The 26,779-nt window shown below is 39.5% G+C and carries 21 protein-coding genes and 1 tRNA gene; 11 read left to right on the top strand and 11 right to left on the bottom strand.

Translation table 11 applies throughout. From position 1 onward, the window contains the following. Nucleotides 1-98: 98 nt before the first annotated feature. The gene (locus HWV01_RS15510; protein ID WP_211672402.1) at nt 99-1,943 is read left to right on the top strand and encodes a ricin-type beta-trefoil lectin domain protein; all 1,845 of its coding nucleotides are present in this window, start codon (nt 99-101) and stop codon (nt 1,941-1,943) included. 126 nt (nt 1,944-2,069) lie between these two features. Next, a tRNA-Ser gene (locus HWV01_RS15505) sits at nt 2,070-2,160 on the top strand. A gap of 95 nt (nt 2,161-2,255) precedes the next feature. On the opposite strand, the gene HWV01_RS15500 is transcribed toward HWV01_RS15505, so the two are convergent. Further along, on the bottom strand, nt 2,256-3,143 hold the full coding sequence (locus tag HWV01_RS15500) for a GyrI-like domain-containing protein (protein ID WP_211672401.1): 888 nt from the start codon (nt 3,141-3,143) through the stop codon (nt 2,256-2,258). A gap of 208 nt (nt 3,144-3,351) precedes the next feature. Between HWV01_RS15500 and HWV01_RS15495 the strand changes: the two genes are divergently transcribed. Then, nucleotides 3,352-4,503, top strand: a complete 1,152-nt coding sequence (locus tag HWV01_RS15495; RefSeq protein ID WP_211672400.1) for a PLP-dependent aminotransferase family protein — start codon at nt 3,352-3,354, stop codon at nt 4,501-4,503. An 88-nt stretch (nt 4,504-4,591) separates the two neighbouring features. On the opposite strand, the gene yegD is transcribed toward HWV01_RS15495, so the two are convergent. Continuing rightward, nucleotides 4,592-5,944 (bottom strand): molecular chaperone, encoded by a 1,353-nt coding sequence (gene yegD, locus HWV01_RS15490; protein ID WP_211672399.1) that lies wholly within the window; start codon nt 5,942-5,944, stop codon nt 4,592-4,594. A 225-nt stretch (nt 5,945-6,169) separates the two neighbouring features. On the opposite strand from yegD, the gene HWV01_RS15485 reads away from it, so the two are divergent. The 5 genes from HWV01_RS15485 to HWV01_RS15465 all read left to right on the top strand — a co-directional run bounded on the left by HWV01_RS15485 (nt 6,170) and on the right by HWV01_RS15465 (nt 10,159). Next, on the top strand, nt 6,170-7,021 hold the full coding sequence (locus tag HWV01_RS15485; RefSeq protein WP_211672398.1) for an alpha/beta fold hydrolase: 852 nt from the start codon (nt 6,170-6,172) through the stop codon (nt 7,019-7,021). 63 nt (nt 7,022-7,084) lie between these two features. Then, nucleotides 7,085-7,981, top strand: coding sequence for a DMT family transporter (locus HWV01_RS15480; protein ID WP_211672397.1), 897 nt, complete (start codon nt 7,085-7,087; stop codon nt 7,979-7,981). Between the two features lie 79 nt (nt 7,982-8,060). Next, on the top strand, nt 8,061-9,299 hold the full coding sequence (locus HWV01_RS15475) for a hypothetical protein (RefSeq protein ID WP_211672396.1): 1,239 nt from the start codon (nt 8,061-8,063) through the stop codon (nt 9,297-9,299). Between the two features lie 176 nt (nt 9,300-9,475). After that, nucleotides 9,476-9,943 (top strand): DUF1456 family protein, encoded by a 468-nt coding sequence (locus HWV01_RS15470; RefSeq protein ID WP_211672395.1) that lies wholly within the window; start codon nt 9,476-9,478, stop codon nt 9,941-9,943. A gap of 12 nt (nt 9,944-9,955) precedes the next feature. Further along, nucleotides 9,956-10,159: a DUF2986 domain-containing protein gene (locus HWV01_RS15465; RefSeq protein ID WP_211672394.1), complete on the top strand. Its 204-nt coding sequence runs from the start codon at nt 9,956-9,958 to the stop codon at nt 10,157-10,159. A gap of 75 nt (nt 10,160-10,234) precedes the next feature. Here HWV01_RS15465 and HWV01_RS15460 read toward each other — a convergent pair whose 3' ends face one another. From HWV01_RS15460 to HWV01_RS15420, 9 genes are all read right to left on the bottom strand, one after another. Beyond that, entirely contained in the window at nt 10,235-11,191 is a 957-nt protein-coding gene (locus HWV01_RS15460; RefSeq protein WP_211672393.1) for a GGDEF domain-containing protein, read from the bottom strand. A gap of 72 nt (nt 11,192-11,263) precedes the next feature. Continuing rightward, entirely contained in the window at nt 11,264-12,343 is a 1,080-nt protein-coding gene (locus HWV01_RS15455; protein ID WP_211672392.1) for a response regulator, read from the bottom strand. A gap of 166 nt (nt 12,344-12,509) precedes the next feature. Next, nucleotides 12,510-12,944, bottom strand: a complete 435-nt coding sequence (locus tag HWV01_RS15450) for a universal stress protein (protein WP_211672391.1) — start codon at nt 12,942-12,944, stop codon at nt 12,510-12,512. 85 nt (nt 12,945-13,029) lie between these two features. Next, nucleotides 13,030-15,612, bottom strand: coding sequence for a TRAP transporter permease (locus HWV01_RS15445; RefSeq protein ID WP_211672390.1), 2,583 nt, complete (start codon nt 15,610-15,612; stop codon nt 13,030-13,032). 253 nt (nt 15,613-15,865) lie between these two features. Next, nucleotides 15,866-16,849, bottom strand: coding sequence for a TAXI family TRAP transporter solute-binding subunit (locus HWV01_RS15440; RefSeq protein WP_211672389.1), 984 nt, complete (start codon nt 16,847-16,849; stop codon nt 15,866-15,868). Between the two features lie 452 nt (nt 16,850-17,301). Beyond that, entirely contained in the window at nt 17,302-18,249 is a 948-nt protein-coding gene (locus HWV01_RS15435; protein WP_211672388.1) for a biotin-dependent carboxyltransferase family protein, read from the bottom strand. Beyond that, nucleotides 18,249-18,944 (bottom strand): allophanate hydrolase subunit 1, encoded by a 696-nt coding sequence (locus HWV01_RS15430; protein ID WP_211672387.1) that lies wholly within the window; start codon nt 18,942-18,944, stop codon nt 18,249-18,251. Before HWV01_RS15430 ends, HWV01_RS15435 begins: the two co-directional genes overlap by 1 nt. A 3-nt stretch (nt 18,945-18,947) precedes the next feature. After that, the gene (locus HWV01_RS15425; RefSeq protein ID WP_211672386.1) at nt 18,948-19,688 is read right to left on the bottom strand and encodes a 5-oxoprolinase subunit PxpA; all 741 of its coding nucleotides are present in this window, start codon (nt 19,686-19,688) and stop codon (nt 18,948-18,950) included. 500 nt (nt 19,689-20,188) lie between these two features. Beyond that, nucleotides 20,189-20,932: a YciK family oxidoreductase gene (locus HWV01_RS15420; RefSeq protein ID WP_211672385.1), complete on the bottom strand. Its 744-nt coding sequence runs from the start codon at nt 20,930-20,932 to the stop codon at nt 20,189-20,191. A gap of 113 nt (nt 20,933-21,045) precedes the next feature. Between HWV01_RS15420 and sohB the strand changes: the two genes are divergently transcribed. From sohB to HWV01_RS15405, 3 genes are all read left to right on the top strand, one after another. Further along, nucleotides 21,046-22,125, top strand: a complete 1,080-nt coding sequence (gene sohB / locus HWV01_RS15415) for a protease SohB (protein ID WP_211672384.1) — start codon at nt 21,046-21,048, stop codon at nt 22,123-22,125. A 320-nt stretch (nt 22,126-22,445) separates the two neighbouring features. Next, on the top strand, nt 22,446-25,130 hold the full coding sequence (gene topA / locus HWV01_RS15410; RefSeq protein WP_211672383.1) for a type I DNA topoisomerase: 2,685 nt from the start codon (nt 22,446-22,448) through the stop codon (nt 25,128-25,130). A gap of 634 nt (nt 25,131-25,764) precedes the next feature. Next, nucleotides 25,765-26,676, top strand: a complete 912-nt coding sequence (locus HWV01_RS15405) for a porin (RefSeq protein WP_211672382.1) — start codon at nt 25,765-25,767, stop codon at nt 26,674-26,676. Nucleotides 26,677-26,779: the final 103 nt, after the last annotated feature.

Raw genomic sequence — 26,779 nt, 5'->3', positions numbered from 1 at the left:
TAACAAGTTATTAGCATGTATCTATTTACTCGTAGTTTAGTAACTGTTGATCATTCCGGCGCCCTCGTATTATTTAATATATTTACATAGAGGTTATCGTGAAAAAAAACGTTATTTTATTATCATTACTTTCTAGTGTTTGCTTACCAGCTTTTGCGGCTGAAAATAAAGACACCATCCAAGCTGGGTTGATGTCGAGTCAATTTTATAAAGAGTCCTGTTACATTGAGCCTGATGATATTATTGCTGGGCTTGATATTACACAGTGTGAAAAGTATGTATTTATCAATTTATCCAAAGCAAGGGAGCAAGTTCGAAGCACTGTTACAACTGAGTTATTGAATATTGGCGTGATGAGCCCATACGTTTTAGTGAGTAACCCTAATGTTGAATCTGAAAGAGTAATTACCACACTCGATACCTATGAAGAAGGTGTAATTATCGATCTCATTAATAGTTCAGAATCAGATTGGGTATCTAACCCTACGCAATTATCTATTGTTGACAGTTTCCCAAGGGCGGAAAGTTTGGTTAGTCACGCAGGGGAAACTTTTAGTGACTCCAATAATGCATCATCAAATTATAGCTGGCGATTTAGACAGGTGGTTAAACTAAATCAAGGTTTTTATCCAACAAAGAACGATGTTGCCATCTTAAATTATGAAGTGGAAACCATCGCATCTAAGCCTACTTATTATCAAAATAGCGATAATGCGAAATATGTTCGCGTTACGCTGGTTGGCGGTAGCGGGATTAATTTTAATCCAACGGAGGGGACTGATTATAAGACCATTATAACGAGCTCTGCGGCTCATCAGTTACTCAAGTACTCGTATAGAGAATATTTAGATAAAGTTAAAATATCAACAAGTTGGAGTGATGGTAAAGCTGAACTATATGACTCATTTCCGCGTAACAATGATCAAGACAGAGTTGGTGTTACTTATAACTCCAAAATAAGCTTTAGTTTAGGCGTTAGCATTCCTAAAGTACCGATTAATGAAATTGGTTTTGAATCATCTAAATCAATGACATTCCAAAATGGTAATTACTTTGACTATTATGCCAATTCTGCTCGAACAGCACACAGTGTTGAATATAAAAATAAAGAGTATGGTTCTGATAATCATAGATACTACGGTCTTGTGAATAATTCGCGGGACCGATGGGATTATTTAGATGGTATAGAGCCGCCTTTTAAAACATTCCACAACTTGAATTCAACGCCATATAGCAATGGTTTTTTACCAAAATATTCGGTTACTTACTCTGCCAATAACAGTGCAAGTGGTCAGTCAGTTTTGACTGTTCTGACGGATATACGTGGTATGTCATTACAAGGATTCGCAAAGTGGTGGATTGGCAATTTATATTGGGGTGGGGTGAATAGCCGCAAGGGTTATGGCAATGACTATATTCAGAAAGCTTATACATTATCGCTTAAGTTAAACGTTAACTGGGATAGTCCTATATTTTCAGGTACTGAGCCAAGTGTCATAACTTACCCATATTTATCTGACAATACAGCGCATTGCTTTACCGTTAATGGTAGCCAGGATGTTACAGCAGAACCTTGTGACCCATCGAATACCAATCAGCTATTTGTTTATACACCGGAAAGGAAGTATGTGTATGTTAATAATAAAGCCCTGTGTTTAGACAGTTCAGAAGGACAATTGAAAGTCGCACAATGTAAAACGTACGGCAGTAACAATCAAACGTGGATGTGGTATACCGCACCATTGAGCAATAACATCTATGACAATACCTTGTTATATACAACGACGTCATCTGGTGATTTTAAAGTGATTAAGGGCAGGGGGGTGAATGAAGCAATGTCTATTGAAAAGGCTGATGCATTAGATTCTGCCTTCCAAAGGTGGCCTAAAGCAAAACTAAACTCGCAAAATGGTCGGTATAGATCCGCGGTTACAGTACAATAGTGTTATCCGGCAGCGTTGTTTTTATACAATTGGTTGTTTATTTAACTCTTTGAAATAAATTTATAATTTATTCTGTGATGTGTATTTACAAACAACGGCGTTTACCCTATTATTCGGACCTGCTGCGGAGGGGTGGCAGAGTGGCCGAATGCACTGGTCTTGAAAACCAGCAGGGGTTAATAGCTCCTCGAGAGTTCAAATCTCTCCTCCTCCGCCATCTATTAGAGAAGCCGGAACTTATTCATTTAAGTTCCGGCTTTTTGCTATCTGGCCTAAATAACATCCACATCTAGCCCCCGAATGATAAAAGCATTAAAAGAAGGTTGATACGGGTAAGCAAAACTGTAATTCAAACTGCTCATCATCGTCTAAAAAGTGATTCTTTTGATAATGCACGTAAGCCGGAGTCGATTGCATTTTAAATCCAGATGATGGTAGCCACTGTTCAATAATCTTACTTAAATACGGCAGTAATTCACCATACTTACCTTTTAATTTAAATACTGCGTGTAAACCACCAGGGATCACCATGCTGTTCACCATGCCACGGCGTAGCAAAGGTTTATCTATTGCTAGACATGCCACATAGCGGCATTGTTCTAAGCCGACAAAAGTAGGGTTAGAGTGGTGTAAGCCAAACTGTTGTTGATCACTTCTGCCTTCCACATTTGCCCACGCCACCAGAGTTTGCCAAGCGAGACGAATGGATCGACCATAACCTTGATGGCGGACATAAGCTACATGCCTTTCGGGTAATTCAATAATTTGTACTCGGGGCAATATGCGGTTTTGAATTCGAGCGTAAGCTGCTGCAATCTCTGGATCGCGTAAATAAGGCGGGGTGCTGGTGGCTAAGTCTTTACTGCGCCACTCTCCCGGTGACATGGCGAAGGTGGCTTTAAATGCACGGCTAAAAGAAGATACTGAGGCAAAACCTGACTTTGTCGCGACAGTGACGACTGAGCTGCTGATATCAAACATTAACTGGTTAGCAGCAAACTCTAAGCGGTTACGGCGAATGTATTGGTGGACGGATTCACCAACAACATTTTTGAATACGCGGTGAAAGTGTTGTTCAGAATAAGCGGCGATCTCAGCCAACTGTCTCGCTGGCAGTTCAGCACTAATATCACTATGGATAAAATAGAGTACATCGTTTATTCGTGATGTTTGATGATTTAAAGATGGACTTGTCGACATTGAGATCTTATGAAAGCATAAATGGACATCTATAAGCGCATAAATGGACATGCTATGTCAAATTTATCTACGTACTATAATGGATAGCTATTTCGTTATTAATCTCTTTTTTATCAGTTTTTAAAGTTAATTTAACTAAAAAACTATATAGCATGTGATTAGTTAGCGATTAAAACTAATAAAAACAAAACAACCAGAGAGATACATTATGCAGTTAGCGAAATCATTACAAGCCATTAAACCGTCTTACATAAGAGAAATTTTGAGTGTCGCTAACTCTGCTGAGGTTATCTCATTAGCGGGGGGACTACCTGATGGTGATCATTTTCCTTTATCGCTAATGGAGAAGAGTATCCAACAATTGAGTACGCGTGCAGAATTATTCCAGTATGGCAGTACTGCGGGTTATGGGCCGTTATTAAGTTATTTCCGAGAATGTTATCAATTATCTGATCAGCAAGATGCGTTGGTTTGTACGGGATCGCAGCAAGGACTTGATTTGATTGCGCGTGCATTTTTAGACGCTGGCGATAAAGTGGTAATGGAAGCGCCAAGCTACCTAGGCGCTCTGCAAGTATTTGGATTGGCACAGGCAAGTATTGAGAGTATTCAGCAAGGTGCTGATGGCCCTGATTTACAAGAGTTAGAGCAATGCTTTGCGAATAAGACAATCAAGATGTTTTATGCAGTACCTGATTTTCATAATCCAACGGGTGTATGTTGGTCACTTGAGGTGCGTAAAAAAGTCGCGCAACTGTGTCAGGAATATAATGTTGCACTGATTGAAGATGCCCCTTATCGTGAGTTACGTTTTGCAGGGACTGAATTACCTTTGGTATCAAGTTTTTGTCCTGAACAGGCAATCGTATTACGTTCATATTCTAAGATAGCAACGCCTGGCATTCGCTTAGGTTTAGTGAGTGGTCCTAAAGCGTGGATCTCGGCACTTGAACGTGTAAAACAAGGTGCAGATTTACATTCAAGCCAGCCAATGCAAGCGGTATTATTAGATCTGTTACAGCATGAAGACTTTCCTAAGCATTTAGATGGGCTACGTCAGTTATACCGTCAACGTTATCAATACCTAGCGGATCTATTAACCGCGCAATTACCTGATGATTGTCAGTTTGAACAAGTTGAAGGTGGTATGTTTATTTGGTTACGTTTACCTGAATGTAATGTTGATAAACTTGCCAAAGACATGCTCGATGTGGGGGTTGCTGTCGTACCTAGTTCTGTATTCTATCAATCAGAGGCTGGGAAGGCCGCTGCATTTAGATTAAACTTTACCAATGCTTGTCATTCAGATTTAGCATTGGCAGTTAATCGACTGGTACAAGTACTAGAAACAGTTGTGTAGTTTAGCGAGAATAAACGAAGGGCTGTATCACACAGCCCTTTTTGTGATTTAATCTATATCATTCCGAATTTGTAATTACCGTTATTCATTAAGCAAAAATCTTCTCGGCCCAACGAGTTAACCCTTTAGTTACACTACCGAAATGATCACCAATAATGATTTCACAGTTTGGATAGTGCTGTTGGATATATTGGAAGATGATCGGTGATTTGGCTGTACCACCCGTCACAAAGATAACATCCGGTATTGTTTGTGCTTGGGTAATCGTCTCATCCATTAATGCTTTTATTTTTGTTAACTGTGGCGCATTGGCGAGTTCGAGTGCTTGACGTTCTAGCGCTAAAGTTAATCCGTTTTCAACAAAGCCTAAATCTGCGATTGTGCTAGACGCTTCAGATAGTTGCTTTTTCATTTGTTCTGCAAGATTCACCACTTGATACGTCTGTTTTTGTTCTTGTACCTTGAGTAAACGGGTGATCAACTGTTTTTGTTCCGAATTTTTATACAGTTCTTTTAAGCCGATAAGGCTACGCTGACTATAAAAGTCGGTTTGACTGCCGATGTCATTAATCGCAACCGCATCCCAGAAAGGTTTAACAGGCATAGGTAGGCCACTTATTAGGTGCGAGCCTAGACCGAAAAGTGGCATTAATGATTTTTGTGCAAAATGGATATCAAAATCATTACCACCAATACGTTCACCAGAGTAACCTAAAACATGTTTAAAGCGATCACTCAGACCGCAATTATCGGGTCCCATTTTAAGTAATGAACAGTCAGTTGTACCACCACCGATATCGACCACAAGCACAGTTTTTTCTGTTGTTAGACTTTGTTCATAATCAAAACCTGCAGCAAGCGGCTCATACAGAAACTCAATATCTCGAAATCCTGCACGTTGCGCTGCTGTTGTTAATAGTGATAACGCTTGTTGGTTACTCTCTTCGCCTCTAAGGCCTTGGAAGTTAACTGGCTTGCCCATCACAACTTGGGTTATTTGCTTATCTAACTGTGTTTCAGCTTTATGCTTGATATTGCAAATCATCGCGGTGACAACATCTTCCATTAAAGCAAGTTGTAGCGGACTTAAACTGGTCGCACCTAAGAATGATTTTGGCGATTTTATGTAATAGCCTTCTTCGGGATCTTCTAGGTAGGTATCAAGCGCTTCTTGGCCAAAGAATAATTGGTCTTCATAGCCATCATTAATTAAGTTACGGCCTGCTTGGATAGGACCGCGGCGTAATTGCAGATAATTTGGTTTTGCTACTGAGTCAGGTAAGTGACGCGCGACCCAGTTAGGGATCATATTTCGATGCGAAGCATATAGCGTCGATGCTAGATAAGAACTGTTCTGGCCAAGAGAAACAAGTTCTGGGTTGGCATTATTAACATATCCAACTGCACAGTTAGAAGTACCGTAGTCAAAACCGACAAACATAAATCTTTCCAATTAAATCACTCAGCCGCGCATTGTACACTGCTGCGATAAGCGAAACCAGATTGAAATTAGATCTTGTTTAATCGGGGGCTGATTAGCCATTTTGCATCAATATAAGGCAATGATGTTTAAACGTTATGTTGTCATTTAGGCGAATGTAAATAAGACGTAAATATGGTTAAATCTCAACTTTATGAATTTATTTTTGTTTAATGGATTAAGATCATGATAAATACAGTTGAGATTAATACTGCTGATGGTTATCAGCTTGTTGCGAGCGAATTCAAACCAAGCAACAATAATGGCCGAGTTGTTATTATTAATGGTGCAACAGGGGTGCTTCGTAAATATTACCAAGCATATGCAGAATTTTTATGTGCACGGGGTTTTACGATTATTACTTACGATTACCGAGGTATTGGAGATAGTAAACAAGCTAGCGTAAATGCTAAGCCGGCAAGTATGATGCATTGGGGACAACTTGATATGGATGCAGTGTTAACTTGGACGCAAGCTTGCTATCCCGCCATGAAAATTTTAGGTGTTGGTCATTCTATCGGCGGACAACTACTTGGCATTACTCCCAATAATAATCGTTATGAATCGTTTCTAAATATTGCAGCACAACAAATCCACTGGAAAAACTGGGAACGTAAAGATCAACCACTATCTGTGTTGTTCTTTTATTGTGTTTTACCTTTGTTTTATAGTGCTAACAAGGGGCTACCAAAATGGGTGCTTGGCGCTGAATATCTACCGCAACAAGTTATTCGAGATTGGAGTCGTTTTGGGCGTAAACCATTCTATACTGATGAACAAGGTAACGAGTTGCATGATGGTTATCATCAGTATAAGGGTAAGATGCGATTCTATGCCATGGCAGATGACAATCGGTTTGCCCCTCCAAGCTGTGTTAAAGCGCTGCAACGTCATTTTAAAAATGCAGCATCGGATATGGTGGTTATTGACCCTAAACAGGTCGGCATGAAATCGATTGATCACTTTGGTTTTTTTAAACGTTCGATGACAGAATCAGTATGGCAAGATACATCAGATTGGCTACTCATATCTTCATAGTATTGGAGTTAGTATTACTTGCGTGCTAACCTTGCCGAAAATACCATTCATTAAGGTCTAGACTTGGCACAATCCAATATAAAATTTCACCTTCTTGTCATGCTTGCTACTACATTGGTAGCAGGATCATTTCTGGCATCGGCAAATCTTGCTGGCCTTGTAAATCCATTCTCTCTCACCTTATTGCGATTTACTGGCGCGGTTAGCCTATTGTTACCGTTTATTCTGGTGACTAAAAAATGGCGTAATAAGGTATTACGGACTTTACCGCGATCGATGGTTATTAGTTTATTTTATTCCGTGTTTTTTATTTTCCAGTTTGAAGCACTAAAAATAACGACAGCGTTAAATACGGGTACTTTATATACTTTAGTGCCATTTATAACTGCGATGCTGTGTGTGCTGGTATTTAAAGATAAAATCAAAGTTAAGCAGTTGATGATTTATTTACTTGGTGCCTTGGGGACTTGCTGGGTTATTTTTGGCGGTGACTTGTCACGATTGGTCGACTTTTCTTTAAACAGTGGTGATCTTTTATTTATTGCGGGTTGTTTTTCCATGTGTTGTTACTCTATTTCGATGAAACGTCTTTATCGAGGTGATGAACTAATTGTTATGGTATTCAGTACGTTACTTGGTGGTTGTATCTGGATGGGGCTGGCTCTGTGGTTATCTGGACTACCATTAGAATGGCATTTAATCCAAGGTGAATCTGTATTTTACATGGCATATTTGGTTGTGGGTGCCACACTCATGACAGTATACTTATATCAGAAAACAACGGTCGCATTGGGGCCTACACGAGTAATGGCATACATCTATATGAACCCTGCCGTTGTTGCTTTGTTATCGCTATTGGTGAACGGACAAAGCATTAGTTTACAAGTTATTCCCGGTATTTTGTTGTCAGCCTCTGCGACCTTATTATTGCAACGTCAAGCGAACGCCAGCAAAACCTAGATTGTGTATTCAAGTATTTAGCGTTAAAACAGAGTCAAGATCTTAATTCGTCCCTAACGAAAAATAGAAAAGGTACTGTATGTTTAACACACGCATAAAAACAAAAAAGTTAGAAATCAAAGCGTCGCCCTCGGATCGCGCAAATGATATGCGCGGTATTAATCAGCTTGCGGTTGATGCAGTAACAGGTTTAACTGATATCGTGGAAGCGCTCCATTACACAATTTTAAGTTTGGGCCTTAATAAGCAAGATACACAGCCAAGAACGCGGGGTGTTACTGGATTTGTATATCGTAACATTCGAACGGTAACCGCATTCGTCGGTGACAAAATAGATTTTTCTTTATCTCAATTAGGCTCGGCACTTGGACAGCATGAATCGTCGCTAAACCGTGAAGTTGCGATTTCTATGCTTAATGGTGTATTGGGGGATTATTTACTCGAACGTGAAAATCCTTTGGCTGTGATTATGCAATTTAGGCGTGACGGTAAACCATTATCTGATGTGGCCTTACGCAATCTGATTGAGAAATCTAACGGCAAGATATTGTTGATGGTACATGGGCTGTGCATGAACGATTTACAGTGGCAAGTTGATGAGCATGATCATGGTGTTGAATTAGCCCGAGATCTTGGCTACGAGCCTATTTATTTACATTATAATACAGGTCGACATATCTCGGAAAATGGTCGTGATTTATCCTCGCTATTGGAATATTTAGTTGGTATATCTTCGCAACCTTTATCATTATCTATTCTTGCTCATAGTATGGGGGGCTTAGTGTCTCGCAGTGCTTTTTACTATGGCGAAAAAGCAAAACATACTTGGTTAGAACAAGTGAATAAAATGGTGTTCTTAGGTACACCGCATCATGGTGCTGCGCTTGAAAAGGGCGGTAATTTGATTGATGTATTACTTGGCTCAAACCCGTACAGCAAGCCATTTGCTAAGTTAGGGAAAATCCGTAGCGCAGGGATCACTGACTTACGTTATGGTTCGATTATTGATGAAGATTGGCAAGGTAAAGATCGCTTTAGCTATACAATGGATAATAGAGGCTCCTTAGCCCTACCTAATGGTGTACATTGCTATACGCTTGCCGCTGTAAAAAGCAAAGAGTCAACTGTTGTTGGTGATGGTTTAATTGGTGATGGTTTAGTTAATGTTGATAGTGCGTTAGGTCGACATAATGATGATTTACTTCATCTTACGTTTCCTGAACACCATCAGTGGATTGGACGCGATATGAATCACATGGATTTGTTATATCATCCGGATGTTTATAGAAAAATTAGACAGTGGTTACTGGATCCTTAAAAAGGTTAGTTGTAACGCAGTCGGTATAGAATAATGTGATTGATGTCGAGATATAATGTTATTGGTCCCGAGGATAAACTTGCATGTTATCAATCCTCGGTTATCTGCTATACTGTGCGCCATAACTAAAATTGTGAGTCATAACGACATCACGCTAGCCTTATTAGGACTAATTAATGACCAATAACGATATTTTACGCCGTATTCGCTACACTTTTAATTTCAGTGACGACAAAATGATTGCTTTGTTTAAACAAGCTGAAGCTGATGTTACACGTGGCGAAATCAGTGATTGGTTAAAAAAAGATGACGATCCTGCATATGTGCGTTGTAATGATACACAGATGGCGACTTTTTTGAATGGTTTAATTAATGCTAAACGCGGTAAAAAAGACGGCCCACAACCTGAGCCTGAACACGCGATCAATAACAACATTATTTTACGTAAGTTAAAAATTGCTTTAGATCTTAAGAATGAAGATGTTCTTGAATTATTAGAACTTGCTGAATTCCGTTTAGGTAAACACGAACTAAGTGCATTTTTCCGTAAACCTGATCACAAACACTTCCGTGAATGTAAAGATCAAGTATTACGTAACTTCCTTGCAGGTATGCAAGTAAAATATCGAGCTGAAGACAAGTAATAAGATTAAATCATGAATAGAAAGAAAAAAGTTGTTTCGACATTAAAGAAAAAAGCTAAAAAAGCGAATGCTAAATTGGCTCCTCATTCTAATAAACCTCGTTATATTTCTAAAGCCGAACGTGAAAAAATGGCTTTAGAAGCAGACGTTATTCAGAAGGAAGAGAGTAATCAGCAAGCAGGAAAGGCTCAGGAAGAGCAAGTTTCGGCAGAATAAATTGCCTTAGCTGAAATGTAAGAATGATAAATATAAAAAGGTATAGCATTGCGCTGTACCTTTTTCGTTTTTAGCTTAAAGTTTAAATATAGAGTACTGGTTTCGTCCATTTTCTTTACTTTGATACAATGCGCTGTCGGCATTCTTCGTCCATGTATCAACAGCGTCTGTAGTAGCGGTAAATTCAGCCATACCAATCGAAATGGTTACTTTAATCGTGTTACCATCATCTATGATGGAAATTTCCTCAATCGCTTTACGAAGACGATCTGCTAATATCACAGCATTTATTGCGGATGTGTTAGTCAAACAAATTGCAAATTCTTCACCGCCATATCGCGCAGCAAAATCAGTTTCTCTGACATTATCTCGCATCACTTTAGACACGGCTGCAATAACCTTATCACCAGCAACATGGCCATAGGTATCATTCACATTTTTAAAATGATCAATGTCTAACATCATTAATGTTGATACTTGTTCGTAGCGTTTAACACGCTTAAATTCGTGATCAATCAGGCTGTTCCAATGATGACGATTATTTAACAGGGTTAGGGCATCAGTTTGACTTAGGTGTGCCAGCTTTTCATTTGCTTTGTCGAGTTGTAAACGGTTAATCGCAATATCGGTTACATCATAAATAATCAAGCTTACGTGTGTCACTTCACCTGTGAGGGATGCTAGCGGTATGATTGTCATATTCTGAAACATAAATTCAGAAATACCAGTCACTGGGCGATAGTTATTAAAACGGAAAATATAAGGGCGTTGTTCCCAACTGGTGAATGCGTTGTTTTTTAATAAAAATACGGATTCAATTTTACTCCGTAACCATGATTCAGGTAACTCGGGAAAATGCGAGAATAGGTTTGAGTCTTGTACAGCCCTTGAACTCAACCCGCTGTGATTACTCATAAAGCCATTCCAAAGTTGAACTTTAAAGTCTTTATCTAGTACTACAAGACCAGCATCAATGGTTTGTACCATATCCATGATCCAATGAAACTCATGCAATGAATGTTGATTATCCATGTTAACAATTCCTTGTAACTGTCTTGTTATTTGATTGGTCTGTAGTTTGATAAATCATCAAAACACAATAAATTAATCGATGAGGTAAGAAAGACTATTAAGTAAACTCGGTAGTGACTTTTCAGTAAAGAGTAATAACAGATCACATTGCACATTATGGTGCTCAATTTGATAATTAATTTCAATAGCGACCGTCTTTTGTTTACGGAAGTTATTGGCGTTAATCATCTCTTGTACTGTGCTGTGCTGACCCAGAACAGAAGGGTGGCCCTGACTAAAGCTAACATTCAGTTGTTGGCTAAACCCTTGCAAAAATGCACCGATAAGGATATTTGCTGTATCCATGAGAATTTCTTTCTCTTGGAAGTTTGAATTTTTGTGCTCAATACCCATTAGTTTAGCCATGTCATCGAAGCTTGAATCATGGAATAGCAGTAGTGCTTCACCAGAAATACCTGAACAAATGAAGCCTTGGCACACCGTTGAAATAGATGCTTGTTCGGATGCGGCTGATAATGCCATGGTTAATTCACTGGCTTCAAAGACATTTACATTCGGCACGGGTAATAGCACAAATACATCAAGTAAACGCGCTAACAAATCGGCTGCTTGGCCCATTGCTACATTGGCGACTTCTTGCAGTGCATCACGGAATTCAGCGGGTAACTCTAGCTCATTACTTAATGTAGGTAAGGTGTCCGGAATTGATTGTATTAAATCTTGCTGTCTTTTTTCAGCTGATTGTTGGGCAATTAATCGTGCTTCTGCTTGAGATAATTCATCTTTTTCGACAATACCATAATTAATAAGGATTGTTTCTATTTGCTGACTTGTTACCGGTTTTTTGATAAAAGCAAGTGCACCTAATGCCATTACGCGTTGGTGTGCTTCGGCTTGAATATCACCCGATACTACAATCACAAGCGCATTAAGTTGCTCTTTTTGAATGGCTTCTAAAACTTGATAACCATCCATCACTGGCATATTAAGATCGAGAAATACGATGCTACCTTTACCAGCCTTGATTGCATCAATACCTTCGGCACCGTTAGATGAAAAACTCACATCCACATCCCAATAAGGAGGCAGTGTTCTGGCCATTTGTTTACGTGCTAGGTTTGAATCATCACAGATTAGTACGGAGACTGACATGAATATCCTTTTTCATCTTCAGTGAAATAGCAAAGATTTATTACGCAATAATAACGAAAAAAGAGGGGAAGTTAAAGAATTAGAAGGAATTATATCAAAAATAATGACAGCTAAACATATCGATTTTTGATATTTGAACAGTGTATAACACTGTTCAAATACATGCTTACTGTGGTTTAACAACCATTACACTCATTGATGCTGAACTCACAACTCTTGCTGCTACTGAACCAATAACGGCAAGCTCTAATTTAGCGCGTTTGTGGCTTGGCATCACGATTAAATCAGCCTCGTATTTATTTGCTGCCTTGATAATCTCTTTGGAAGGCTTGCCTTCCATCATATGTATTTGTGTTGGAATACCACTCTCAATATGCTTTTTTGCGAACGCTTGTAATTCGGTATGTGCGGATTTACGGATTTCTTGTAAAACAGACGCAGGGAAATGGGCTGAGACCATCGGCAGTTGAGATGTCGGTAATACATTCAATAAATGTATTGTTGCGCCAGAAATTTTTGCGAGTGTGCAGGCGTGCTTGGCAGCAACGTGACTAAAACCTTCTTCGTTAAGGTCAACGGGTAGTAAGATTATTTTATACATAATAAATTACTTATTTAAAGTGATTTGGGTATATATGCAGTGTACTTAAGTACACTGCATATATATGTTTCGAGGCCGATAATGCTTATTTGTTGTTAGCAATACGGCGACGTTGACCAACAGCAATACCTGCAAGTAGCAGTAATGCTGGGATAAACAGGAACTCTTTCGCTGGGCGCTCTAACGGACGTTCCACTGCTAGAATATTCCAGTCAAAATCAATACCTGATTTCTCGGCTGGAGAACCAAAACCGACCATATCAACAATCGTTTTTTCGTCTTCAAAGCGTAATTCTAAACCTGTACTCAATAGGCGTTCTGCACCAGTGATAGCATCTTCAGCAAAAGGTAGCTGTACAATCTTAGTTTGGAATGCGCCATCCAAGGTTTCACCTTCAACACGTAAGCGTATATCACCACCGTTTGGTAAATCAGCAAGCACTTGCTCAATGTGCTGTGGACTTACTTCTTCAATCGGTGGATATACCATATCCCACCAGAAGCCTGGGCGGAACAGTGTAAACGTGATTAATAATAACCCGATTGTTTCATACCATTTCGACTTTGTTAACCAGTAACCTTGGGTTGCCGCAGAGAATACCAACATCGCCGTCGTGGCCGAGAAAATTGTCAGTAGTAAGTGAGGCACAGAGTCCACACCAATCAATAATAACTGGGTATTAAAGATAAACATGAAAGGTAAGATCGCGGTACGGATATCGTACATGAAACCTTGGATACCGGTTTTAATCGGATCTGCTTTTGCAATGGCTGCAGCTGCGAAAGCCGCGAGGCCTACTGGCGGAGTATCATCGGCCAGAATACCAAAGTAGAACACAAATAAATGCACTGCGATTAACGGTACGATCAAGCCATTTTGAGCACCTAGTTCAACAATAACAGGTGCCATCAATGTTGAAACAACGATGTAGTTTGCTGTTGTCGGTAAACCCATACCTAAGATTAAACTAATGAGTGCAGTAAAGCCCAGCATCAGCATGATGTTACCACCTGAGATGAACTCAACAAACTCAGTCATCACTAGACCAATACCGGTTAGCGTTACTGTACCAACAACAATACCTGCTGCAGCTGTCGCTACACCGATACCGATCATGTTACGAGAACCTGTTACCATGCCATCAAACAGTTCAACAAAACCTGTTTTAACTGCATCTGATATTGGTTGGCTTTGTTTAAAGTAAGCCTGTAATGGACGCTGTGTGATCACAATGAAGATCATAAATATCGTTGCCCAAAATGCCGATAGGCCTGGAGAGAAACGTTCAACGGTTAAACACCAAACTAATACAACAATTGGTAGTAGGAAGTATAAACCTGCTTTTGCTGTTGGTCCTGGTTCTGGTAACTCGAGTAGCTCACTGTCTGGATCATCAATGCTTAGCTCAGGGAATTTTGTTGAGTATTTAATTAGCGCGACATAAATCGCAACAGTAGCGATACCTACAATCCAAGTTGCGCCTGCACCAAATACATCTTTAGTCCAACCTATACCATAATAAACAGCAAAGCTAAGGACTAGAATTAGTACCACGACAGACATAAACGAGAATAAACTTTGTGCTAATGTCGGCTTGTGACGACGTGGTAAACCTACCATCCCCGCTTTACATGCTTCTAAATGGACGATGTAGATTAATGCAACGTAAGAAATAAGCGCGGGTAAAATAGCAGCCTTAATTACTTCAATATAAGGAATACCAACGTACTCAACCATCAAGAATGCAGCTGCACCCATAATTGGTGGCGTTAGCTGACCATTTGTTGATGCTGCTACTTCTACTGCACCAGCTTTGGTTGCAGGGAAGCCAACGCGTTTCATTAGCGGGATCGTGAATGTACCTGTTGTCACCACGTTCGCAATGGACGAACCAGACACTAAGCCACTTAAACCAGATGCAACCACGGCTGCTTTTGCTGGACCGCCACGCATATGACCAAGCAGCGAGAATGCAACTTTAATAAAGTAGTTACCGGCACCCGCTTTATCTAATAGTGAACCGAATAGCACAAATAAGAATACAAATGATGTTGATACACCAACCGCAACACCAAATACACCTTCGGTTGTTAGCCACTGATGAGACATTGTTTTCGTTAAACTTGCCCCTTTGTGGGCAATAATGTCTGGCATGTAAGGACCGGCAAAGGTATAAGTCAAAAATACTATTGCCACGATCATCAGTGGTGGACCTAATGAACGACGTGTAGCTTCAAGCAGTAATAACATACCTGTTACTGCAACTGCAGTATCAAAGGTAATGGGTGCTCCAGCACGATCGGCTAATTCATTATAAAATAGGAATAAATAACCAGCACTGAAAGCGCCAGCGAATGCAAAAATCCAATCGGTCAACGGCACATGGTCACGCGGTGACGATTTCATTGCAGGGTAAGCAGTAAATGCTAGAAATATAGCAAAAGCTAAATGAATAGAACGAGCTTCAGTATCGTTAATAATACCAAAATTTAAAACGAACGGCAGAGGAGAGGCATACCATAATTGAAATAGCGCCCAAATAAATGGCACAATTAACAATATTTTTTTAGCAATACCTTTGGGATCGCGCGCACCAGTATCTGATTGTGCAAGCATTTCCTGCAGTTCAGCATCCATGCTAGTGGTTTGATTTTCTGTTTTAGACATTTGTCCTCCATCATTCTGCGATATTTTTATCACAAGAAGTGGCTCGGTTATTCGTTAGTAGAGTAATTAATAATTACTGAACTCTTAATTTCAGAAAGGATGTACTGCTTATTGCTTCACTAATCCGTAGTGTAAGAATAGTCAGTAACTTGAGTAAGAGTAGTAAAAATTAAATAATGATATATAGGTAATGTAATTTTCTTGAAAAATTAAGGGGACAATGTCCCCTTAATTTTTTTAATGAAAAGTCGACTTATTTTAGGCCAACTTCTTTGTAGTATTTTAATGCACCAGGGTGAATCGGTGCACTAAGTGCTGCATTCGCCATATCTTCTTTTGTTAGCGATGCAAATGATGGATGTAGACGCTTAAATGTATTGAAGTTTTCGAATACAGCTTTCGTTACTTCATATACGATCTCGTCAGACATTGATTTTGGTGTAACGATTGTTGCACGCGCACCAAATGTTACAGTGTCTTTTGGTGTACCAGTGTAAGTGCCACCAGGGATCACAACTTGGCTGTAGTAAGGGTTATCAGCAACGAGTTTTTCTACTGTTGCATCGTTAACAGTTACAATCACAGCGTCACACGTTGTTGTTGCTTCTTTAATTGAACCGTTAGGGAAACCAGCGAAGAATACAAACGCGTCGATTTTGTTATCACAAAGTGCTTGAGATTGTTCGTTCGCTTTTAGTTCTGATGTTAGTGAGAACGCGCTGTTATCCCAGTTGTAAGCTTTCATTACAACGTCCATTGTGCTGCGTTGACCTGAACCAGGGTTACCCACGTTTACACGCTTACCTTTAAGGTCTTTAAAGTTTTTAATGCCTGAATCTTTACGAGCTACAATTGTTAGTGCTTCAGCGTGTAGTGAGAATACTGAGCGTAGGTCAGTGTAAGCACCTTGATTTTTGTATTGGTTTAAGCCTTTGTAAGCATAATATTGTTGGTCAGACTGCGCTACACCGAAATCAAGTTCACCAGCACGCATCGTGTTGATGTTATAAGCTGAACCACCAGTACTTTCTACTGAGCAACGAATGTTGTGCTCTTTACGGTTGCGGTTTACAAATTTACAAATTGCACCACCGGCAGGGTAGTAAACACCTGTAACACCACCAGTACCGATTGTAATAAAGTCACTTGTTTTTGCTGTTGCGATACTTGGCGCAGCAGCTGCCAGTGTTAAACTTGCTACAGCAAGTGATTTTGCAATTGTTTTTGTAATAGACATGTTGTGTTCCTTTTTATTAGTCATTAGTCGCTTGTTTACTTCAGGGCATTTCATCGCCATGAAATTAAATCCGTAAATTCAAGTGGGTGTATTTAATCAGCAAAAATAAATAATGCAATACTTATGATACAGCAAAATAACCCATCATTATCTGTTTGGACCATACTTTGTGACACGGAGTTAACAAAAAGTAAACATCCACTTGTTTTGTGCGAATTTAAGCTAAATTCTAGTACACACTGGGCTTTAAGATGGGTTTATTTTTATAAAAATACGCATTTGTAAATTTGAAAAGTACATTTTTTGACTGATATTATATTTTGTTAAATCTTCATAACATAACGCAATTATTTTTACTTATGGTTAAATACGTGAAGTTCATCACTGAATAGATTGTCTGTTTTATGTTCACTTTATAGACGTTTTCATTATTAAAATGGTTTTATCCATAATTAAAAGTCGAAAAAATGTTTGAAAGCTTGCATTTTATAGCGTGAAATAAGAGGGTTTTCGAGTTTGAAAGATATTTCATCCCCCTGTTGGCGTTGCGATAACTGACTGCAATCTAAAGCCGAAATAATACCTGCTTTCGGGTATCCACCTATCGTTTGCCTATCTTGAAGTAGAACAATTGGCTGTCCATCAGCAGGGAGTTGTACACTGCCTAATGCGATGCCTTCTGACGTCAATGTTGCTGGCAAATCGGCAATCATGTTACCTATTAGTTGATAGCCCATACGATTGGCTTGCGGACTTATTTGATATTTATTGGTGAGTAGTTGCTGTTGTTGTTTTGAAGTGAGTAGCGGCCATTGATAACAAGGTAATAACCCGAGGGTTAATGGCGCAGAGTAATTTGGAATATAATGTCGAGGAACTGCGCGTTGTTCTTGTGATTGTGCTGTTTTCTGTGCTGGGGTTTGGGCTGTTACAGGTAAGCGCTGTCCTTCATATAGTGATGAACTCGTTATTTCACTTAGTTCATCACGTATGACGGTACTTCGACTATGGTGACTCATCTCTGTTTGCAGACCACCGACAATGGCCAGATAGCCACATTTCCCCGTTTTTGCTCCACCATACTGAATAATGTCACCCGTTTTAACGTTATGTGTTTGCCAATTAAAAGCGGGTTTGTCATTAATATTTACCCCAAACTCGGCACCACAAATCGCAATTTTTGTATCCGTTAATACACGTAATGTCATTAATCCATAATGTATTTCAAGGATGGCCATATTGCTATCATTACCGAGTATCTTATTTGCCCATAGATAAGCATGAAGATCGGCTGGACCACCGGGCGTGATACCTAAATGTTGATATCCAAAACGCCCAAGATCTTGAATTAAAGTATGAACGCCAGGTTTGATAACGTCGAATGCAGGAGTAATATTCATTATGCGTCAGCCTTTTGGTCGTAACGATTAAATTCATCCAGTGAGATCGCATTAAATTTGACTTGGCAGCCAACAGATAATGTATTCAGTGCTGCAGGGCTCTGACCTATAATTTGCCAACCACCAGGACTCGATTTAGGATAAATAGCAGTTTGGTTATCTGCAATACCTAGACTACCCGCTGTGACTTGGCCTTTTGGTTTGGCATGCCTTGGTATTTGTATTCGTTTATCAACATCACCCAAATAGGCAAAGTTAGGCATAAAACCAATTGCATAGCAGCTATATATAGTAGAAGAATGGATCTGAATGATGTCATTGATACTCAGTGCTGAGTATTGTGATAAGGATTCAAGATCCGGCGCAAGACTTTCGTGGTAACAAACAGGAATCGTGATTAAATTAACGGTACTGGGAGAGGTATGATTAGATTTTGGTGATGCTGTATTTAATAGTCGCTTAACATAAGCGTGAAGTTTATCTGCCAGCTGATGCTGTTCCATATTGAGTATATTAAAGCTGACAAGTAATGTTTGATATGAAGGGATAATATCAATAATCACTGTGCTTAAATCTGGGGCACTTTTTAGTTGTTGATTTAGGGTGTAGATCACAGGTAATAGTTGAGTATTATCTGCATCGGTAAAGCGAATCAGAATTGCATCATAACCGATTATATCGAGTTGATATTGCATACATCACTCCTTGTTTTCTGTAAGTGCTAACTTTATCTGTGCGATGGCTTCGATGGATTGGGCGTTATCGCCATGGACACAAAGCGTATCAACTTTTAACTTAATTAGATTGCCGTTATTACTTGTCACATGACCGTGTTGCACGAGCTGTATTGCTTGGTTAATAATTTGGCTGTGTTCGGTAAATACTGCCCCAGGTAGATTTCTAGGCTGTAGTAATCCGTCATCGGTATAACAACGATCTGCAAATGCTTCAAACAGTAGTGGTACATTAAATTGTGCAGCAAGGGCTTCGCTGCGACTGTTGTCTGCTTGTGCCATTAGCATCAGGGGTAAATCGGGATTAAAAGCAGCCACTCCTTTTAAAATAGCAATTAGGATGGCTTCATCTTGCATCATGTCGTTATAAAGTGCACCGTGAGGTTTAACATAAGTTAAGGGGGTATGTTGTTGCTTGCAGAAAGCGGCGAGGGCGCCAACTTGATACAATATAAAGGCTTGGATTTCATCAGAAGTACAGCGCATATGACGACGGCCAAAACCAACCAGGTCAGGATAACTAGGATGAGCGCCGACGGCTACATTATAGTGTTTAGCCAGTTCCACTGTTTGCTGCATGATGAGGGGATCGGAAGCATGGAAACCGCAAGCGATGTTAGCCATATCAATATGTGGCATCACCGCTTCATCTATACCTAGTTGCCAAAGGCCGAAACTTTCACCCATATCACAATTCAATTTCACTGGTTAATATCCTTATTAACAAAGTCTTTCTATTATATAGAGAAGTATATACCCAAGCTACTTCAAGATGCGCAATCAGCAAACCGAAAGGAGAGGATATTCAAGGCATGGAGTCGAGGATTTAGTTATTCTAAATCAAGACTTCATAACGCCGAAGATTCCTTCGTTCGGCTTGCCCTACGGGAGGCGAGCAGGAATAGCAGCACAGCGTTACAATATTTGAAAATGGAATAACCATTCTCTACATATTGCGCCTTGTTCTGTTATCCCTGCACGTCTCTGATATAGCATCTTGAAGTAACTTGGGTATAGGTATTAGTTATTGCAGTAATTATTTACGATAGCAAGTTTTTTATAGCGAGGACGCTAATCAAAGATATAAATAAGCGAAGTAGGTAGGTCAAATAGGTCTGGAAAAGTAGGAAAGAACTGAAAATATAGGATAACAATGCCCAAATAATGAAAAACAGCATTATTTGGGAATTGATGCAGCTAACCGATTATCTGTTTGGTTGTGCTTTAAAGGTTTGTCCTGTTTCAGCTACGCTGTCATTACCCATTAAATAAAGGTAAAGCGGCATAATATCTTCTGCTGTAACAAGCGTATTTGAATTTTCACCAGGGAAAGCTTTTGCACGCATACCAGTACGTGTTGCACCTGGGTTAATGCAGTTAGCGCGGATACTGGTATTTTCAAACTCGTCAGCAAGGGTTTGCATCATGCCTTCGGTCGCAAATTTTGAAATTGCATATTCAGCCCAGTAAGCACGCCCTTTTACACCCACACTTGATGAAGTGAAAATGATAGATGCTTTGTCCGCTTTTTTCAGTACAGGTAATAACGCACTTGTCATGAACAATTGTGCTTTCACATTGACCTGCATAACTTCGTCATAGCTCTTTTCATCGATTTGATGAAATGGACCTAATACACCTAATTGACCCGCATTGTTCAATAAACCGTCTAGTTTACCGAATTGTGTGTCGATGGTGTCTGCCATGTCTTTATAGTTTTCAACAGTCGCACCTTTCATATCAAGCGGAATAATCGCAGGTGTTGGTGCGCCAAGCGCTTCAATTTCGTCATAAACAGCTTCAAGTTTAGCGACTGTTTTACCAAGTAATATCACTGTCGCGCCATGTGCTGCATAGGTTAGAGCTGCTTGACGACCAATACCGTCACCAGCACCTGTTACTAAAATAGTTTTGTTTTCTAATAGATTTTTTTCTGCTTGATAATCCATTTTCTGGTTCCATATCGATTTATCTGGCAATATTGTAACCTGCAAAGCTTGTAGATGCGATGTTGTAAATGATATAAAGAGCAAAATCGATATAACCGACCGAGGATTAGGATTTGGAATTTTTAAGTGAATACGGTATTTTTTTAGCAAAAACGGTAACATTCGTTTTAGCATTATTATTTGTAGTGGTCAGTATTGTCAATCTTACGTCTAAGCAAAAGAAGAGTAATGGACGTTTGGAGATCACCAATTTATCAGAGCAATTTAAAGACGTGGAAGATGAGCTTCAGTTACATCTTGTGCCTGAAGATGAAGCTAAAATTTTAGAAAAAGAGCAGCACAAAGCAGAAAAGAAAAAACACAAAGCAGAATTAAAAGCATTTAAAAAGGCCCATAAAGACAAAACCAATGATAAAGATGCGGTTACAAAAGAAGACATTGAACCACGTCTTTTTGTACTCGATTTTACCGCCGGTATTGATGCTAAAGAAGTCGCATCATTACGTGAAGAAATTACTGCTATCTTGTTTGTTGCTAATGAGCATGACGAAGTCTTAGTGCGTTTAGAAAGTGGTGGTGGTGTTGTGCATGGTTATGGACTTGCAAGCTCACAGCTAGAACGTTTAAAACAAGCTAATATTAAGCTAACTATCGCGGTTGATAAAGTGGCGGCAAGTGGTGGTTATATGATGGCATGTATCGCAGATCATATTATTGCAGCACCATTTGCAATCGTTGGTTCTATTGGTGTTGTTGCACAAATACCGAACTTTAACCGTCTATTGAAAAAGAATAAGATTGATGTTGAACAACTGACTGCGGGTGAGTTCAAACGTACATTAACGATGTTTGGCGAGAATGATGACGCTGGACGTGAAAAGTTCCAACAAGAACTTGAAGAAACGCATGTGTTATTTAAAGACTTTGTGAGCGCTCACCGACCGGATATGGATATTGAAAAAATAGCCACAGGTGAGCATTGGTTCGGTACTCATGCACACGAACGTGGGTTAGTGGATACTTTACAAACCAGTGATGATTACTTATTAAAAGCGAATAAGTCGAAAACAATTTACATCGTTAAATATGTCGTGCGTAAAAAACTGGCTGAAAAATTAGCCCAAGCGGCATCATTGGCTATTTCGACAAGCCTAAATAAATTTTTACAGCAAAGTAAGTACCCACAATTATAGAATTGTAGGTTCATAACTGTAAATATGCATTGAAACATAAACCACATATTTCAAGTGTATGTGGTTTATTAGTTTGATTTTTATGTTTTTTGTGAATTATTACGTCAGATAGTTATTGCTATGCTTATGTAATATTTTAGTATGAAATATAGACATAAAAAAAATAATTAAAAAATTATTGACTACTATAAGTGTATTCAATGTATATATATAAATAGAGTACAAATATAAGATGATGCTTTTTGACTATCCTTAATCGATAAATTATCAATTGTATTCATCAATTTCATATTATTCATAAATTAAAAGAATCCGTCTGTATGGGAAGATCTCTGGTAATTGTGGAATCGCCAGCAAAAGCGAAGACCATTAATAAATATCTCGGTAAAGACTACATTGTTAAATCAAGTGTGGGACACGTACGTGATTTACCGACAAGTGGTGGAGCAGCCAAAAAACGAGCTGGTGCACCGACGCTTGCGCAACAAACTAAAGGCATGACGCCAGAAGCAAAAGCTGCATTTAAAGAAAAACGTGATAAAAAATCGTTATATTCGCGTATGGGAATAGACCCAGAAAATGACTGGGCAGCAACGTATCAGATTTTACCTGGTAAAGAAAAAGTCGTTGCTGAATTACAACAACTTGCTGAAAAAGCAGATGTTATCTATCTCGCAACCGATTTGGACCGCGAAGGGGAAGCTATTGCATGGCACCTGCGGGAAATTATTGGTGGTGATGATTCACGTTTCCAACGTGTAACGTTTAACGAAATTACGAAAACAGCGATCCAAGAAGCATTTGAACAACCGTCAGAATTGAACATTGATTGTGTGAATGCACAACAAGCGCGTCGTTTCTTAGATCGTGTTGTTGGCTATATGGTATCGCCGTTACTTTGGCAAAAGATCGCGCGTGGCTTATCTGCTGGACGTGTTCAGTCGGTAGCGGTACGTTTAATCGTAGACAAAGAACGTGACATTAAAGCGTTCATTCCAGAAGAATTTTGGGATGTCCATACAGATTTAGTGACGTCACTGGGTGAGCCATTACGTGTTGAAGCGGTTAAATATGCCGGTGAAGCGTTTAAACCTGTTAATGAAGCACAAGCGACCAAAGCGGTTACTGACTTACAAAACGCAAGTTACTCGTTATTAAAACGCGATGACAGAGCGACAAGCAGTAAGCCTAAAGCACCTTTTATTACGTCAACACTACAGCAGGCGGCAAGTACGCGTCATAGCTATGGCGTTAAACGTACAATGGGTCTGGCACAGCGCTTATATGAAGGCGGTTACATTACCTATATGCGTACTGACTCAACAAACTTGAGTAAAGACGCTGTAGAAAGTGCTCGTGGTTTCATTGAAACAAAATACGGTAAAGATTACTTACCTGCAGAACCGAATCTATACGGTTCTAAAAAAGGTGCGCAAGAAGCCCATGAAGCGATCCGACCTTCTGATGTAAATGTTATGTCAGGCGATTTGAAAGGCATGGATGATGACGCGAAGAAATTATACGAGCTAATTTGGCGTCAGTTTGTTGCTTGTCAGATGATGCCTGCACAATACGATTCAACGAAATTGACGATTGCTGCTGGCGAGTATCAGCTTACCGCGAAGGGACGTACTATGCGTTTTCCTGGTTGGACTAAAGCGTTACCACCAATGAGCAAGAAGTCTGAAGACGAAAGTAATTTACCTGTACTGGAAGTCGGTGAAGCACTTGACCTGATTACTGTCGATCCTCTGCAACACTTCACTAAACCACCTGCGCGTTTTAATGAAGCGTCATTAGTTAAAGAATTAGAGAAACGTGGTATTGGTCGTCCATCGACATATGCTTCGATTATCTCGACAATTCAAGATCGTGGTTATGTAAAAGTTGAAAACCGTCGTTTCTTCGCTGAAAAAATGGGTGAGATTGTTACTGAACGTCTGACTGAAAGTTTTGAAGAGTTAATGAACTTCGATTTCACAGCAAGCATGGAGTCTCAACTTGATGGCGTTGCTGAAGGCAAGCTGAATTGGATCGATGTACTTAATGAATTCTTTGGTGACTTTAAGAAACAGCTGCTCACAGCTGGTGCTGAAGTGGCTGAAGGCGGTATGCGCTCGAACGAAATGGTCATCACGGATATCGAATGTCCAACATGCCAACGTGAGATGGGTATCCGAACTGCGACAACAGGTGTTTTTCTCGGTTGTGCGGGTTATAACTTGCCACCAAAAGAACGCTGTAAGAAAACCATTAACCTCGTATCAGGCGAAGAAGCGATTGATTTGCTGAATGAGGACGCTGAAACTGAAGCGCTGATGGCAAAACGCCGTTGTCCTAAATGCAGTACTGCAATGGATAGCTACCTGATTGACGAAACACGTAAACTACACGTTTGTGGTAATAACCCTGAATGTACAGGCTACGAAGTCGAGAAAGGTGAATTCAAGCTAAAAGGCTATGATGGCCCTGTGGTTGAGTGTGACCGTTGTATGTCTGATATGCAGCTTAAAAATGGCCGTTTTGGCAAATACATGGGCTGTACTAACGAAGAATGCAAAAATACCCGTAAGATCCTGAAAAGTGGTGAAGTTGCGCCGCCAAAAGAAGATCCTGTTTTCCTTCCTGAATTGGAATGTGAAAAATCGGATGCTTACTTTGTGCTACGTGACGGTGCTGCGGGAATCTTCTTAGCGGCGAATACTTTCCCTAAATCTCGTGAGACACGTGCTCCGCTGATTGAAGAGTTAGTTCGCTTTAGAGACCGTATCTCATCGAAATTTTATTACTTAGCAGATGCGCCTGCGCAAGACCCTGCAGGTAATAAAGCGATAGTACGCTTTAGCCGTAAGACCAAAGAACAATATGTAATGACCGAGGTAGAAAAGAAAGCTACTGGTTGGACTGCGCATTATATTGATGGTAAATGGGTTGAAGAAGAGAAGAAGAAAGCGGTGAAGAAGAAGCCTGCTGCAGAGAAGAAGAAGCCTACTGCTGAAAAGTAGTTAGCGGTTCTTTTAGCACTCAATCTATACCTTCATAGGTCATTATGCGTTTATAAGATACCTCAGCATTGCTGGGGTATTTTTTTACGTACTTTTCGACTTCTGCCTATATATAGATAAAAAAAATTAACCTTGCCGAAATTTTATTTTATCCTATTCTAGAAACTAACCCTAAATCATTATCTGCATATTAAATGGAACTTTAAAGCATTTTATCGTTCTGAATAGTTAGCAGATTGAATAGAATATAATAGTTAGAATAGTAAACTCAGCGATACGTGTTCTTTTTAACCATTTAGCTTGAAAACAGCTCTCCTTTTAGGTGGCTGTAATTCCTGCTGTCAAGAAATTTCTAGAAGTCATACCTTTTTCTGTGTCCGTGATCTTGTTTTTGATCTCCGGTTGATTTTCCTTATAGTTTTCAAAAATATATTGTGAGTATAATCCATATCAAGTTTTAAGCGTAGTTGTTAAATCTTATTCAAATGGTTTAATCAGATGAATTGTTGGTTTAACTCGCTACTTGTTAGAGTATATTAACTCTTGGTTTAACCGATCATTACCAGATAAAATCATCTCAGAGAGAGATTTAAGTAATGAGTGAGTTAACTTATAAATCATAAAGGATTTCAAAATGAAAAAGACTATTCTTGCTACTGCAATTTTACTAGCTGGCGCTGCAAACGCTGCTGAAGTTTATAACAACGAAGGTACTACAGTTTCACTTGGCGGTTCTTTCCGTGGCCACGTTGCTGTTCAAGATTCTGATAATGTTAAATTTGAAGATGCTGGCTCACGTTTCGATATTAAAGCATCTAAAGAACTAGACGACGGTGTTAAAGCATTCGGTCAGATGGAAGTTAAATATAAAGACGTTAATTCTGTTGATACTTTATACATCAACAATGCTTTCGTTGGTCTATCGCATGATGTATACGGTACAGTTGCACTTGGTAAGCAAATGGGTCTAAATGATGACGCATTCTTGTATGATTTCTCGTACGAGCACGGTAACATCTATAACGAAGATAACGCGTTATTTGGTTCTGATTCTGAAGACCAACTTAAATACACTAAAGCATTCGGCGGCGCTTCTGTTGTTGTTTCTTTAATGGACCAAGATACTTACGCTATCGGTGGTACTTATGAAGTTGCAGGTCTATCTTTAGTTGCTTCTTATAACATCGCTAACGATCGCGTTGATGCAAACAAAGTTAAAACTGATAACTCTACTTATGTTGTAGGTGCTTCATACGTACTTGACTCACTAACATTAGGTGCTGTATACACTGCATCTGAAGTTGGTAAAGCTGATAACTCAGCTTACGGTCTTGGTGCTAACTACGCTCTAGGTCAAGCAAGCGTATATGTTATGTTTGATGCTACATCAAGCGATACAAAAGCTGATGAACGTACTGAACTAGTAATTGGTGCTGATTACGAACTTGTTAAAGATGTTAAAGCATACGTTGAGTACGGTTCAACTAACCCAGAAATCGGCAAAACTGATGACGCTGTATTCCTAGGTGGTCGTGTATACTTCTAATCAACCCTGTTGATTCGTTGCTATAAACAACACTGACTAATGAAACCGTTCACTGCTAAAGTGGACGGTTTTTTTATAAGTATTCGATTACTTAATGCTTAAA

This window comes from Moritella sp. 5 (assembly GCF_018219455.1).
GTDB lineage: Bacteria > Pseudomonadota > Gammaproteobacteria > Enterobacterales > Moritellaceae > Moritella.
The sequence above is the reverse complement of the archived record's forward strand: the minus strand, read 5'-3'. Positions and strand labels throughout refer to the sequence as shown.